The organism is Corynebacterium sp. 045007, assembly GCF_040743205.1.
GTDB lineage: Bacteria > Actinomycetota > Actinomycetes > Mycobacteriales > Mycobacteriaceae > Corynebacterium > Corynebacterium jeikeium_D.
Genome location: NZ_JBFLKW010000009.1, coordinates 15,173 through 27,933, shown reverse-complemented (window position 1 = coordinate 27,933; position 12,761 = coordinate 15,173). Strand labels below are relative to the sequence as shown.

Here is a 12,761-nt window from a genome sequence, read left to right as displayed (position 1 = left end):
CTCATGGCAGAAGTATTCGACAGAGTAGGGCAGTGGCTTATCCAATTGCCACTGCTTGCGCAGGTCAGCGTGCTATGCGTGGTTCTGCTGGTAGTCGGAGGGTTTGTTGCTTTCGTTCTCGTTGGCGCAATCGATGTTGTCAGCGGTCGTCTGTGGCAGAGGTCGGTGCATCGGCGGGAGCGTTCGCAGGAGCGTCGAGGAGCGGGCAGCGAGAGCTAGCCGAAGAGGTAGTGGCCTTGCGGATAGCTCACCGGGAGTCCCGATGAATTGAGCTGGGACAATCCCCCTTTAAGTGTTGGGTCGCTATCGCTGCCCTAAGGTATGTCTTAAAGTATTAGGAAATTTGCCCAACAGGCTAGAGTTGGGTAGTTCGCAAATATTTCGCAGTAGGGAGCTGAGTTAGCATGCATCGGTCGAGGCACTCGAAGGTCCTACTTGCCCTAATCGTTTTGCTTCTTCTCATCCTCATCGCTGGTGCAGTCACCGATTTCCAGTTTTAGCCTCGGTTTTAGTGCCGGGCATATAACCTGAAAGATCGGTGAACAGCAAAAATGAGGGATTAGTCGCTCACGAACCAATTAACGCTTGAATCCGGGGGAAGCGAGGCAGGTCCTCGACAAGCACGGCCTTGCCCTCGGCATCGGTTAGCGGAATGCACCAGTTCGGGTACTGGTCGTGGCTCGTGCCCGGCTGGTTCTGAGTACGACGATCGCCGACCATGTCCACCAAGGCCTCACACTTCAGCGCGGATGGCGTCTGGTCGAGGAAGCGGTGCAGCCCCGTGACCAGTGCGTCAATTGGTGGCAGATTATCGCGGGTAAGGGAATGAACATCCATGTCCGCCGCAGCCGTGTCACCAAAGCAGCCGGCTTCCTTGGCCGCACCCAAAACCTTTCGAATCCACTCGAAGTCCCGGCGGTCTTCCTCCGCGACGTCGGAAAGCAATAGTCCCAGGCGTTCCCGTAGCTTGATGTGCTCGCCTGCGAGGTAGCCTGCCGTCGGCGGCAGATCGTGCGTGGTGACGGAGGACAGGCACAGGCTGCGGTAAGCGCTTGGTGGTTTCGGCTGGTCGCCCTCGGATTCAAACCACACGATCGAGGTGCCCATGATGCCCCGCGAGGCCAGGTAGTCCTGCACCCACGGCTCGAAAGTGCCCAGGTCTTCGCCTACGACGACGGCCCCAGCGAGCTCGGCCTCAAGTGCGAGAATGCCGACCATTGCCTCGTGGTCGAAGTACAGGTAGGTGCCATTGACGGGGGACTCCATCCGCGGCATGACCCAGAGGCGGAACATACCCAGCACGTGGTCAACACGAATGCCACCTGCGTGGCGAAGGATTGTGCGCAGCATGTCGCGCCAGGGGCGGTAGCCGGCCTCGGCTAGCTTGTGCGGGTTCCACGGCGGCTGCGACCAGTCTTGGCCGCGCTGGTTAAAACCGTCTGGCGGTGCGCCAACAGAGATAGCAGGAGCGAGCCAATCCGCAAGGTTCTCGGCATCCGCGCCGCCAGGGTGCACGCCGACGGCAAGGTCGGCCATGATGCCGATGCGCATACCCGCATCCAGGGCTGCCTCTTGTGCCTGGCCGAGCTGCTGATCGAGAATCCACTGCACCCAGAGGTGGAACTGGAAGATTTCCTCCCGCAGAGATTCGACACTGGCGTGGTTACCCAACGGTGGAACCAACTCGATATCGTTCTCGGTTACGGCACCAGAATCGGAAGTGGCAGCGCGTGCAGTATCGCGGGCAGCAGCGCGATCCGCGAGCTCGCGCTCGGTGCACCACGACGCGTAGTCGTATATGCCACGGCCCTCGGCCTCCAGCCAACGGTCAAATTCCGCCTGGCGTGCGCTGGACAGGGGGATCTTGTGAATTGCCCGCAATACCTTGAGCTTTGCAGCGTAGATGGGGTTGCGGTCAATCTCATCAGGGCTGTGATTGAGCTGGTGGAAAGAGTTCGCTAGCGCACGGGCTTCATCGGCCTCGTCCTTGTCCAGGTACCCGAACTCGTCGATAAGCTCTGGGCGCGCGTACAGCGGATTGACATAGCGGCGCGTGGTGGGCAGGTACGGCGAGTCTTCTACCGGAGGCAGTGGCTCTGCGGCGTGCAACGGATTGATGAGGACGAAATCAGAGCCCGCGTGCTCTGCACTGACCTGTGCCAAGTCGCCGAGGGTAGCGAAATCGCCAATACCCCAGCTGCGGCTGGAGCGTACCGAGTACAGCTGTGCCATGACACCATGCGCAGGATTCTGCACGTACTTGTCGGCAGTGGCGAGACGGTTGGGGGTTACGGCCACATCGCACTCAGCGACGTTGTCATCGTTGACTGCGCGCAAGCGATGCCAACCAAGTGGCAGATCCTCTGGAATTGCGAAGGCGGCTTCACCCATCAACACATCGCCGACCTGGCGTGGCGGTACCAAGTGGTGCACCTGAGCGCAGGGCCATTCTGCGCCGTCCTCCAGTTTCACAGTCACGCTGACATTGCTGCCGTGCGGTACGTGAACCAGAACTCGGTGGAAGATGCCCTGGCGGGTAACTACCACGGGCGGGAGAAGGCGAGACCACTGCGTGTCTGCCCACTCACGACGGGCGTCGTTGATGTCGGCATCGCTGGGATCTGGGCCCAGATCGATGTCGAGAGCAGCGAGAGTTTTTAGCACTGTCTCACGAGAGACGTGCACGAGTTGGCCCTCGGTGGAGTAGTAGGAAACCCCAACTCCGACATCTTTAGCGAGGTCGGCGAGTGGAGAGGAAAGGGGAGGATTGGAAGCTGCCTGTGTCACCCTTTCCATCATGCCAGTTTAGAAAAACTTTGCCAGTAGTAAGGTAAATCACTTCGTTATCGAAATATTTACTGAAATCACAACGGCGCAGGGTTTGATGTTCTAAGTTGATTCCTAACGAAACCAACGACGGACAGAACTACCGAAAGTAGGGGTTTGTAACTCGATGCGTGAATATACTACCGAGGCGAAATACGTCATCGGCGAGGACGAAACGATTATTACCTCGCTGCAGGAGCTGGTGCAGAAGCGCCCGAAGCTGGTGCTTTTCACTCGCCCCAAGAACTTTGAGTGGGTAAATGTCACTGCTCAGGAGTTCTATGACGAGGCAAAGGGCGTCGCTAAGGGGCTAATTGCCAACGGTGTTCAGCCGGGCGACCGCGTAGCGCTGCTCAGTGAGACTCGCTACGAGTGGAACCTGATCAATACCGCTATCTGGATGGCAGGCGCTGCTGTTGTCCCGATTTACGGCTCTTCTTCGTCTGGCCAGATTCGTTGGATTATTGAAAACTCCGGTGCTGTTTTCGCATTTACCGAGTCGCGTGAGCACACCGACCGCATGAAGCCTCTGCTGGTCGAAAAGGGCACCGAGAACCCGGAGGGCGAGTCTCAGCTGCGTCGTGTACTGGAGATTAACGCTTCCGCTACTGACACCATTAGCTACGAAGGCCGTGACATTGACGGCGACGAGGTCGAGCGCCGCATCAAGGACACCAAGGCCGACGACCTGGCAACCGTGATCTATACCTCCGGTACCACTGGTCGTCCGAAGGGCTGCGTGCTCCTGCACAGCAACTGGCTGGCGGAGGCCCGCGCCATCCTCACCAACGAGATTGGCCTGATTGCCCGTCCGGGGAACCGCATTCTGACCTTCCTGCCGTTGGCGCACGTGTTGGCTCACGCAGTGTCCCTGGCTTCGATGATTTCCGGTGCTACCCAGTCTCACTGGGCTGATACCAAGACCGTCACCCTGGAGTTCCAGCGTTCCCGTCCGCACATGATTCTCGGTGTGCCGCGCGTGTTCGAGAAGGTTCGTGACTCCGCCTACGCCTCCGCTAAGGAGAAGGGCGCATTCGGTCTGGCCATGTTCGAGCGTGCTGAGGCCACCGCCATCGAGTACTCCAAGGCGCTGGATACTCCGGCAGGTCCGTCGCGTGTCTTGAAGCTGCGTCGCCAGCTCTACGATCGCCTGCTGTTCTCGAAAATTCGCGCAGCTATGGGTGAGGCCGTGCAGTACACCATTTCCGGTGGTTCGGCTCTGTCCTCTGACCTCGGGCACTTCTTCCGTGGTCTCGGTGTGCCTGTCTACGAAGGCTACGGTCTGACTGAGTCCACGGCTGCCGTCACCGTGAACAACCCGAGCGAGCAAATCATTGGTACCGTCGGTCGTCCGGTCGGTGGCTGTTCCGCCGCTATCGCTGATGACGGCGAAGTTCTGCTGCGTGGTCCGGTTGTGTTCGACCGCTACTGGAAGAACGAAGAGGCTACCAAGGAAGCCTTCATCGACGGCGAATGGTTTAAGACTGGTGACCTCGGTGAGCTGACCGAAGAAGGCCACCTGAAGATCACCGGCCGCAAGAAGGACCTCATTGTCACCGCAGGTGGTAAGAATGTCGCGCCGGGTCCGATGGAAGACCGCATGCGTGCGCACCCGCTGGTGTCCCAGGCAGTCGTCATCGGCGATGGTCGTCCGTTCGTCTCCGTGTTGGTCACTCTCGATGAGGAGGCACTGGAGAAGTGGAAGATTGAGCACTCCGTCCCCGAGCACACCTCGATCCGTGAACTCGCTGCCTCCAGCGCAGTTTTGCGCGCCGAGATTCAGGACGCCGTCAACTCCGCTAACGAGCTGGTTTCTCACGCAGAGGCTATTAAGAAGTTTCATATTCTGGACAGTGACTTCACCGAGGAAAGCGGCGAGCTGACCCCGACCATGAAGGTCAAGCGCAACATTGTCATGGACAACTACTCGCGTGACATTGAGGCTCTCTACCAGCGTTAATTCACGTTCTGTCAGCCGTCGATAGAAAACGGCAGCGTGTTGTTACCGCGCTAGCGCCCCTCACCCCATTAAGGTGAGGGGCGCTAGAAATTTTTAAGGAGTTTTCAGTTTTCGAAAGTTGGCATTCGTCAATGTTCGTCGGTACTCGGAAGCAGAAAACTGCAATGATGTCACCGACACCGAAGATGTCGTGGGAGGGCGGGCAATGATTAACCACTTCGATGCTCGGCTACGCCTGCGCGAAGTGACCCAAGAGCTCTACGACATTGGTGACGAAGTTGCCGAACACATCGAGCACCTCGCTCAGGCGGTTGCTGATGTAGATCGTGAGCTGGTGGACGAATGTGTTCTCGAGCTCGCTGACATCGTCGACGAGGCCGTTGAGGACTGCCGCCCTCTGATTGGTGAACTTGATGGTCTACGCCAAGCGTTTACCTCCGGCATTCGCTCGGGGCGCATCGGTACTCTTTCCTCCGCTTCGACACCGCGTCGACACCCGCATCCGGCACCGAAGTCTCCGGATGTGCAGTCACTGTCGCTCATTCCGGCTCCTTTGAAGCATCCGGTTGCAGTCCCTACGGTCACGCAGGCAATGATTGCTCGCTCCGATGCCGTGGCTTCTTACCTGGAGGAACTCGCCGACTGGGTTTCCGCCGAAAACATCCGAGGCGTGGAGAAGCTCGGTAGTGTGGTGCTTCCGCAGCTTTACGCGCAGTCTGGCCGCCGAGCACTGTCCGCTGCCGCCGCTTGGTGTGTTGCTGTTCCCGAGACTCATCCGGCAGTTGCCAATGCGCTGCGCGGCCGTAGGCCTCCGGAGTTCCTGATGGAACGTGCCCGCATCGATGAAATTGTCCGCCGCGTCAAGCAACGTCGAGCCAAGGAGCATGCGTGAGCGAAGCCTCCGCACACACCGATTCCTTCGGTGTCTACTTACACGTCCCATTCTGTGCCACCCGTTGTGGCTACTGTGATTTCAACACGTACACGCCAGGTCAGCTGGGCAGTGGCGCAACGCAGGGAGACTACCTCGATGCCATCGTGGCTGAGCTCGAGATGGCCGTCGTAAAGCACCCCGAACTAGCGCGTGGCGCCGATACCGTATTCGTCGGCGGGGGTACGCCGTCGATGTTGGGGGCGAGTGGTCTTCGTCGTCTGCTCGACGGTGTGCGCAACAGCTTTGGGCTTGCTGACGACGCTGAGGTCACCACCGAGTCGAATCCCGAGTCGACCTCCCCGGAGTTTTTCGAAGGCCTGGCCGAGGCAGGGTTTACCCGGGTGAGTCTGGGCATGCAGTCGGCTGTGCCGCATGTGCTGGCCACTCTGGATCGTACGCACACGCCGGGGCGTCCTGCGGCGGCAGTGGCGGAGGCACGCGCTGCCGGTTTTGAGCACATCAACCTCGACGTTATCTATGGCACGCCAGGGGAGTCGATGGCGGATCTCGATACGACGTTGGAGGCGGTCCTGGCCACGGAGGTCGATCATGTTTCGGCGTACTCGCTGATCGTCGAACCGGGTACCGCGATGGCGCGTAAGGTTCGTCGCGGTGAGCTGCCGATGCCTGACGACGACGATCTCGCCGACCGCTACGAGCGCATCGATGCCGCACTGAGTCAAGCCGGTTTCTCCTGGTACGAGGTGTCCAACTGGGCGAAACCGGGCGGCCAATGTCGTCACAATATGCTCTACTGGCGCGATGGAAATTGGTGGGGTGCGGGCCCCGGTGCCCATTCGCATCTGGATGGCACGAGGTTTTACAACGTCAAGCATCCGGCTCGCTACGCGGCGACCATTTCCGGCGGAGAGTTGCCGATTAAGGATTCAGAAGGGCTAACGGCCGAGAATCGGCACACTGAGAAGATTATGCTGGGCCTCCGCTTGGCCGAGGGTATCGATGCCAATCTGCTCGGAGAGGATGAGCTGGGCAAGGCACGTCGGCAAGCGGAAGCGGGCATGGTGGAGTTTGTTTCCGTCGATTGTGGCCAGCGGATTCAGCTGACCAATCGCGGTCGTTTGCTGGCCGACGCAATAATTGTTGACATCCTTAGTTAAACTATCCGCATGTCATCTCAGACGGATAAGCGCAGGCAGGAAGTTCTTCGGGCAATTGTCTCGGATTACGTAGCTTCCCAGGAGCCAGTCGGCTCGAAGGCTCTGGTGGAGCGCCACAATCTGGGTGTGTCCTCGGCGACCATTAGAAATGACATGGCGGTGCTGGAGGCCGAGGGCTATATCCAGCAGGAACATGCATCGTCCGGGCGTATCCCGACTGAGAAGGGCTACCGCCTTTTTGTGGACAATCTTTCGCAGATTAAGCCGCTGTCCCGGGCTGAGCGCCGAGCTATCCTCGAGTTCCTCGAAGGCGGCGTCGATTTGGAGGACGTTCTGCGTCGCAGTGTGCAGCTGCTGGCCCAGCTAACCCGTCAGGTCGCAGTGGTGCAGGTACCGACGCTGGAGGTCTCCCGCGTCCGGCACTGCGAGGTTGTCCAGCTCGCCGACGCGCGATTGTTGCTGGTAGTCATCACTGACACCGGGCGCGTGGAGCAGCGCAATGTTGAGCTGCCAGCACCGATGGATCCCGATCTCGTGCCGCTCTTGCGTGAGCATTTCAACCGTGCAATGTCGGGGCACACGCTTGCCGACGCGTCGATTGCGATTTCCGATCTTGCGGCTAACGCCCCGCGTGATTTGCGGGATGTGCTTATTCGCTGCTCGACGGTGCTGGTGGAGTCGTTGATTGAGAAGCCGAATGACAGACTCATCCTGGCCGGGGCATCGAATTTGACCCGTGGTAATATGGCCGGTCGCTTACCTTCTACGTTGCCCATGGTTCTTGAAGCTCTCGAAGAACAGGTGGTCGTGCTGAAACTGCTGTCGGCCGCGCAGGATTTGCACCACGTTCGCGTTTCCATCGGTGAGGAAAACGAGGACGAGGAGCTGCGCGCTACCTCAGTTGTTTCAACTGGCTATGGCACCGGCACCGAAATTTTGGGTGGCATGGGCGTAGTTGGCCCCACATTTATGGATTATCCGGGAACAATTTCCTCGGTTGCTGCTGTTGCACAGTACGTTGGCCGGGTATTGAAAGGAAGTAGCTAAAGTTGGCACGCGACTATTACGGCATCCTCGGAGTGGAGAAGGACGCTACGGACGCTGAGATTAAGAAGGCGTACCGAAAGCTGGCGCTCAAGTACCACCCAGACCGTAATCCGGGTGATGAAGAAGCTGCGGAGAAGTTCCGTGAGGCATCTGAGGCGAACGAGGTCCTGCTGGATCCTGAAAAGCGCCGGATTGTGGATATGGGAGGAGATCCTCTCAATCCGCAGGGCGGTATGCCAGGCGGAGGTTTCGGCGGTTTCGGTGGCGGCGGAGTCGGCGATATCTTCGAAGCATTCTTCGGCGGTGCCGGCGGTACCCGCCAGCGCCGCTCGCGTGTACAGCCAGGTGCAGATGCGCTGCTGCGTATTTCGCTGGGCCTCGATGAGGCATTCACCGGTGTCCGCAAGCCCATCACGGTGGACACCGCGGTGCTGTGTGAGCAGTGCGAGGGAACTGGCTCGAAGTCCAAATCCAAGCCGAAGATGTGTACCAGCTGTGATGGCACTGGCGAGATTCAGCAGGTCCAGCGTTCCTTCCTGGGCAATGTGATGACCTCGCGGCCGTGCCCGACTTGTGAGGGCACCGGCGAGATCATCCCCGATCCGTGTAACAACTGCGGTGGCGATGGCCGCGTCCGTGCTCGCCGTGATCTGACGGTCAACGTTCCGGCAGGTATCTCTGATGGCATGCGTATTCGCATGGCAGGGCAGGGCGAGGTCGGTCCGGGCGGTGGCCCGGCGGGTGACCTCTACGTGGAAGTTGCCATGGACCCGCACCCTGTATTCGAGCGTGAGGGCGATGATCTGCACTTTAACGTGCAGGTGCCCATGGCTGATGCCGCACTTGGTACCGAGTTTGAGGTCGACGACCTGCTCGGCGAACCAATGACCATCAAGGTTGATTCGGGCACCCAGCCGGCAGAGCAGATTCGTCTGTCGGGTAAGGGCATGCCGCATCTGCGCGGCGAGGGCAACGGCGACGTGGTCGCACACGTCGATGTCACGGTGCCGACGAAGCTGGACCGCAAGTCCCGCGAGCTGCTGGAGAAGCTACGCGAGCACCGCGATGATGATGCCAAGGTGTCAGACTCGAGTGAGCGCAACGGTTTCTTCTCCCGTTTCCGTCGCCGTTAAAACAGCCACCCCAAAGCCCCCCTCCAGTGAGTGTGAAACACGCATGAGTTTGCCCGTATTCCTCGGTGAGTTCACCGAGCTGCCGCGCCCGGAAGAAATCATTCGAATCCTCGGGTCGGAGGCAAAACACATCAGCGTTCGCAGGCTGAAGGAGGGCTCGGAGCTTCTTCTTGCCAATGGTGCGGACAAGGTGGTGCGGGCACAGCTCATGCACGTAGATCCGCGTGAGGTTCACGTTCGTGTGGTTGCCGCTGAGGAACGTCCACGTCCGCGCCCGCACGTCACTGTGGTGCAGGCGCTGCCGAAGTCGGATCGTGCTGAGCTTGCGGTCGATTTGATGACCGAGGCCGGGGTCGATGAGATTATCCCCTGGGCGGCCGTGAATTGTGTGGCCCGATGGCAGGGTACCGCGAAGGTCACGAAAGCCCGCGCCAAGTGGCAGTCGGCTGCGCGCGAGGCAGCCAAGCAGGCTCGTCGTGCATGGATTCCGCCGGTCGCTGACCTGCATAGCTCCGCTGATATTGAGCAACTCATCCGGGAAACCACGTCAGCAGGTGGTGTGGCAGCAGTTTTACACGAGGAGGAAACAGCTCCGTTCGTGGACTTTGCCGCGCAGGCAGCAAATGCTGACAAGGTTCTTTTCATCGTCGGCCCAGAAGGGGGAGTCAGCCCTGGGGAACTCGAGGCCTTCCGTGCCGCAGGTGCGAGCTCGGTAGTACTCGGCCCGACAGTTCTCCGCAGCGCCCTCGCGGGAGCTGCTGCTCTTTGCGCACTGGGCCCGTTGACAAAGCGCTGGGGCGGCGCACCCACGCCTGGTCAGTAGGATAGACGCATAATGACAAAGTATTCAGTAACTGCTCGTACCACTGCTGTCGTCGAGCTCGATGACAATCTCGCGCCGATCGTGGTCGGTCATGCAGACCAGAACCTACGTCTGCTGGAATCTCTGCTGGCAGCGGATATTCATGTCCGCGGCGGAATTGTGACAATCAAGGGTGCTCCGGCGGATGTTTCGTTGGCTGTCCGCGCTTTCAAGGAGCTAGAGGCAATGGCCCGTCGTGGGCATGAGCTCTCCCCGGAGTCGGTGCGGCACGCGGTGGGCATTGTGGATCGCGGTGAGAAGTCCGCCAGCGAGGTGCTCGGTGGCGGCATCGTGACGCATCGTGGCAAGACCGTGCGTCCCAAGACCGAGGGGCAAAAGAACTACGTCGATGCCATCGACCGCTATAACGTTGTTTTCGGTATCGGCCCCGCCGGTACGGGCAAGACCTTCTTGGCCATGGCCAAGGCGGTTGCTGCACTGAAGAATAAGCAGGTAGAACGCATTATTCTGACTCGCCCCGCAGTGGAGGCGGGTGAGAACCTGGGCTTCCTGCCGGGTACTCTGCACGAGAAGATTGACCCCTACCTGCGCCCATTGCACGATGCGATGCGCGAAATGCTTGAGCCAGAGCTGATTCCAAAGCTGATGGAAACTGGGGTAGTGGAGGTCGCACCGCTGGCGTACATGCGCGGTCGTACCTTGAACAATGCGTTCATCATTCTCGACGAAGCACAGAACACTACTCCGGCGCAGATGAAAATGTTCCTCACCCGCCTGGGCTTCGGTTCGAAGATGGTCATCACCGGTGACGCCAGCCAGGTCGACCTGCCTCGGGGGCAGAAGTCCGGTCTAGCTGTCGCCCGTGAGGTGCTCCGCGGTGTGCCGGGAATCGCTTTTCCGGCGCTGGCGGCTGCGGATGTGGTGCGCAACCCGCTGGTAACCGCAATTGTCGAGGCCTACGATGACTACGATGCCTATAACGAAGGTATTGAACAGGGCGCCGAGTCCCCACAAAAGCGACAGTCCGCCACAAAGCGATAAAGGACGCTGAAATTACATGAGCATTGAAGTTTTCAACGAGTCCGGTCAGGGCGTCAATGAAGAGTCGCTTATCGACGTTGCCCGTTATGCGCTGGGCCGCCTGGACGTGCATCCGGCAGCCGAGCTGAGCATTCACATTGTCGACTTGAAGACAATCGAAGACCTCCATGTGCGCTGGCTGGATCTGCCGGGTCCGACAGATGTGATGAGCTTCCCGATGGATGAGCTCACTCCTGGCTCTGGCCGACCAGATGCAGCTAGCCCAGGGCCTGCAATGCTGGGCGACATTGTGTTGTGCCCGGAGTTTGCCGCGGGGCAGGCGGAGCGTGCAGGTCATCCGCTGAGCCACGAGTTGGTTCTGCTCACCGTGCACGGCGTACTGCACCTGTTGGGTTATGACCATGTCACGGCGGAGGAAGAGCGCCAGATGTTCTCCCTGCAGAATGGCCTGTTGGCGGATTGGTACGACGACATCGATCGTCGTGGCGTGAGCTTTTCCGAAAAACCAATTAACCCCAATGCGTTCCCGGAGCGTTCTAACGAGCGATGATCACTTTGATAATTGTCGCCGTTGTGGCGATGATCTGCGCTGGCGGACTTAACACAGTCGAAACTGCGGTCGCAGGCATTTCCCGTGCACGCGTGGCAGAACTGCAGCGCGACGAGGTCGCAGGTGCTAATGCTCTTCTCAAGGTCGTAGAAAATCGCGCCCGGCACGTCAATGTGCTGGTGATCTTGCGTACGCTGTGCGAGTCAATTGGTGCAGTGACGCTTGCGGCGGTCTGTCTTAAGCTTTTCGAGCCGGAACGCTGGGCCATTGTGGCTGCAGTGGTGTTGCTCGCTCTGTTCACCTTCCTGGTCCTCGGGGTGTTTTCCCGCACGATGGGTCGGAAGAACCCGTACTCGATTTCCCTTGCTACCGCGGTCGTTCTGAGTTTTATGGCCAAGGTGTTGGGGCCACTGGAAAAATTGCTGATTTGGTTCGGCAACATCATCACCCCTGGTGGTGGCTTCCGCGATGGCCCGTTCGCCACCGAAGTCGAGTTGCGCGAGATGGTCGATATCGCCCAGGAGCGCGGCATTGTGGAGCACGATGAGCGCCGCATGATTCAGTCTGTGTTTGATCTCGCGGAAACGTCGGCACGCGTAGTTATGGTTCCGCGCCCAGAGATGGTGTGGATCGAGGCGGATAAGCACTGTGGTCAGGCAGTGGCCCTATGCGTGAAGTCGGGTCACTCGCGACTGCCGGTGATTGGCGAGAGCGTTGAGGACATCGTCGGCGTCATTTACTTGAAGGACATTGTCCAGCAGACGTACTCGCGTACTGATGGTGGCCGCGGTGTTCGCGTCTCCGAAGTCATGCGCGACTGCGTTTTTGTTCCCGACTCCAAGCCACTGGATGATCTGCTCGATGAAATGCAGCGCACCCGCAATCACATCGCCATTCTCATCGACGAATACGGATCGGTCGCCGGTCTTATCTCTATTGAGGACATCCTCGAGGAGATTGTCGGTGAGATTGCCGACGAATACGACGAGGCCGAGCAGGCCCCCATCGAACCACTGGGGGATGCCTCCTACCGCGTGCAGGCGCGCCTCAGCTTGGGCGAGCTCATAGAGCTTTACGACGAAGCCCACGGGCGCCAACTCGTCTTCGATGACGAGGTCACCGATGAGGTGGATACGGTCTCCGGTCTGTTGGCATATGAGCTTGGACGTGTGCCACTGCCCGGTTCGTACGTAGAATATGCAGGACTGAAGTTTACCGCCGAGGGCTCGCGTGACCGTCGTGGTCGTATGCGGGTACGCACTGTGGTGGTGGAGCCGACTGCGGAGTTTTACTCCGAGGAAGAAGATACTGATGGGCAATCTTGATGAC

The 12,761-nt window shown here is 59.3% G+C and carries 11 protein-coding genes; 10 read left to right on the top strand and 1 reads right to left on the bottom strand.

Going from position 1 to position 12,761, the window contains the following annotated elements:
- The first annotated feature begins 3 nt into the window (after window positions 1-3).
- Window positions 4-219 carry a hypothetical protein gene (locus AB1Z34_RS06115; RefSeq protein WP_367158062.1) on the top strand — a complete coding sequence of 72 codons (216 nt, stop codon included), beginning with the start codon at window positions 4-6 and terminating at the stop codon, window positions 217-219.
- Window positions 220-567: 348 nt separating this feature from the next.
- Here AB1Z34_RS06115 and malQ read toward each other — a convergent pair whose 3' ends face one another.
- A complete protein-coding gene (gene malQ / locus AB1Z34_RS06110) occupies window positions 568-2,799 on the bottom strand; it encodes a 4-alpha-glucanotransferase (RefSeq protein ID WP_367158061.1) in 2,232 nt (743 codons plus the stop codon).
- A gap of 154 nt (window positions 2,800-2,953) precedes the next feature.
- On the opposite strand from malQ, the gene AB1Z34_RS06105 reads away from it, so the two are divergent.
- The 9 genes from AB1Z34_RS06105 (at window position 2,954) to AB1Z34_RS06065 (ending at window position 12,757) form a co-directional block, all read left to right on the top strand.
- A complete protein-coding gene (locus AB1Z34_RS06105; protein ID WP_016423122.1) occupies window positions 2,954-4,786 on the top strand; it encodes a long-chain fatty acid--CoA ligase in 1,833 nt (610 codons plus the stop codon).
- Between the two features lie 118 nt (window positions 4,787-4,904).
- Complete coding sequence (locus tag AB1Z34_RS06100; protein WP_224783736.1) at window positions 4,905-5,678, top strand: hypothetical protein; 774 nt, start codon at window positions 4,905-4,907, stop codon at window positions 5,676-5,678.
- Window positions 5,675-6,838 (top strand): radical SAM family heme chaperone HemW, encoded by a 1,164-nt coding sequence (hemW, locus tag AB1Z34_RS06095; RefSeq protein ID WP_016423120.1) that lies wholly within the window; start codon window positions 5,675-5,677, stop codon window positions 6,836-6,838. The genes AB1Z34_RS06100 and hemW overlap by 4 nt, the downstream gene beginning before the upstream one ends.
- 9 nt (window positions 6,839-6,847) lie before the next feature.
- Window positions 6,848-7,885, top strand: a complete 1,038-nt coding sequence (gene hrcA, locus AB1Z34_RS06090) for a heat-inducible transcriptional repressor HrcA (protein WP_016423119.1) — start codon at window positions 6,848-6,850, stop codon at window positions 7,883-7,885.
- A 2-nt stretch (window positions 7,886-7,887) separates the two neighbouring features.
- Window positions 7,888-9,018 carry a molecular chaperone DnaJ gene (gene dnaJ / locus AB1Z34_RS06085; protein ID WP_070429161.1) on the top strand — a complete coding sequence of 377 codons (1,131 nt, stop codon included), beginning with the start codon at window positions 7,888-7,890 and terminating at the stop codon, window positions 9,016-9,018.
- 43 nt (window positions 9,019-9,061) lie between these two features.
- Window positions 9,062-9,841 (top strand): 16S rRNA (uracil(1498)-N(3))-methyltransferase, encoded by a 780-nt coding sequence (locus tag AB1Z34_RS06080; protein WP_367158060.1) that lies wholly within the window; start codon window positions 9,062-9,064, stop codon window positions 9,839-9,841.
- A 12-nt stretch (window positions 9,842-9,853) separates the two neighbouring features.
- Window positions 9,854-10,882 carry a PhoH family protein gene (locus AB1Z34_RS06075; protein ID WP_367158059.1) on the top strand — a complete coding sequence of 343 codons (1,029 nt, stop codon included), beginning with the start codon at window positions 9,854-9,856 and terminating at the stop codon, window positions 10,880-10,882.
- Window positions 10,883-10,898: 16 nt separating this feature from the next.
- Window positions 10,899-11,432, top strand: a complete 534-nt coding sequence (ybeY, locus tag AB1Z34_RS06070; protein WP_005511056.1) for an rRNA maturation RNase YbeY — start codon at window positions 10,899-10,901, stop codon at window positions 11,430-11,432.
- A complete protein-coding gene (locus AB1Z34_RS06065) occupies window positions 11,429-12,757 on the top strand; it encodes a hemolysin family protein (protein WP_016423115.1) in 1,329 nt (442 codons plus the stop codon). The genes ybeY and AB1Z34_RS06065 overlap by 4 nt, the downstream gene beginning before the upstream one ends.
- The last annotated feature ends 4 nt before the right edge of the window (window positions 12,758-12,761 follow it).

Coding starts and splice junctions, on each gene's coding strand:
- AB1Z34_RS06115 (WP_367158062.1), top strand. CDS start 4: ATGGCAGAAGTATTCGACAGAGTAGGGCAGTGGCTTATCCAATTGCCA.
- malQ (WP_367158061.1), bottom strand. CDS start 2,799: ATGATGGAAAGGGTGACACAGGCAGCTTCCAATCCTCCCCTTTCCTCT.
- AB1Z34_RS06105 (WP_016423122.1), top strand. CDS start 2,954: ATGCGTGAATATACTACCGAGGCGAAATACGTCATCGGCGAGGACGAA.
- hrcA (WP_016423119.1), top strand. CDS start 6,848: ATGTCATCTCAGACGGATAAGCGCAGGCAGGAAGTTCTTCGGGCAATT.
- AB1Z34_RS06080 (WP_367158060.1), top strand. CDS start 9,062: ATGAGTTTGCCCGTATTCCTCGGTGAGTTCACCGAGCTGCCGCGCCCG.
- AB1Z34_RS06075 (WP_367158059.1), top strand. CDS start 9,854: ATGACAAAGTATTCAGTAACTGCTCGTACCACTGCTGTCGTCGAGCTC.
- ybeY (WP_005511056.1), top strand. CDS start 10,899: ATGAGCATTGAAGTTTTCAACGAGTCCGGTCAGGGCGTCAATGAAGAG.
- AB1Z34_RS06065 (WP_016423115.1), top strand. CDS start 11,429: ATGATCACTTTGATAATTGTCGCCGTTGTGGCGATGATCTGCGCTGGC.